At 49.7% G+C, this 811-nt stretch carries 1 tRNA gene and 2 rRNA genes; all 3 read left to right on the top strand.

From position 1 onward, the window contains the following. A 16S ribosomal RNA gene (locus CWM57_RS27045) occupies positions 1 to 102 on the top strand; the annotation flags it as partial. An 85-nt stretch (positions 103 to 187) separates the two neighbouring features. Next, positions 188 to 263: transfer RNA gene (locus CWM57_RS27040), tRNA-Glu, on the top strand. A 319-nt stretch (positions 264 to 582) separates the two neighbouring features. Next, positions 583 to 811, top strand: a 23S ribosomal RNA gene (locus CWM57_RS27035); the annotation flags it as partial.

Here is an 811-nt window from a genome sequence, read left to right as displayed (position 1 = left end):
AGCTTAACCTTCGGGAGGGCGCTTACCACTTTGTGATTCATGACTGGGGTGAAGTCGTAACAAGGTAACCGTAGGGGAACCTGCGGTTGGATCACCTCCTTACCTTAAAGAACCTGCCTTTGTAGTGCTCACACAGATTGTCTGATGAAAGTAAAGAAGCAAGGCGTCTTGCGATTGAGACTTCAGTGTCCCCTTCGTCTAGAGGCCCAGGACACCGCCCTTTCACGGCGGTAACAGGGGTTCGAATCCCCTAGGGGACGCCACTTGCTGGTTCGTGAGTGAAAGACGCGTGCCGATGTATCTCAAAACTCATCTTCGGGTGATGTTTGAGATATTTGCTCTTTAAAAATCTGGATCAAGCTGAAAATTGAAACGACACACTGTTTAAGTGTGTTCGAGTCTCTCAAATTTTCGCAATCAGAAGATGACACTGTAAAAGGTGACGTGAGCAAAGTGAAGCCAAGGCGTACCGCACGCAGCGAGCGGAGTGGACTATATGTCCATGAGCATCGCGAGTACGGAACAACGCAGGATTCACGATGCGCAACGAACCGGACAGAACAAGACATCTTCGGGTTGTGAGGTTAAGCGACTAAGCGTACACGGTGGATGCCCTGGCAGTCAGAGGCGATGAAGGACGTGCTAATCTGCGAAAAGCGTCGGTAAGGTGATATGAACCGTTATAGCCGGCGATGTCCGAATGGGGAAACCCAGTGCAATTCGTTGCACTATCGTTAACTGAATACATAGGTTAACGAGGCGAACCGGGGGAACTGAAACATCTAAGTACCCCGAGGAAAAGAAATCAACC

This window comes from Klebsiella sp. G-Nf4, assembly GCF_002810615.1.
Taxonomy (GTDB): domain Bacteria; phylum Pseudomonadota; class Gammaproteobacteria; order Enterobacterales; family Enterobacteriaceae; genus Klebsiella; species Klebsiella variicola.
This window is presented reverse-complemented; position numbering and strand designations above follow the sequence as displayed.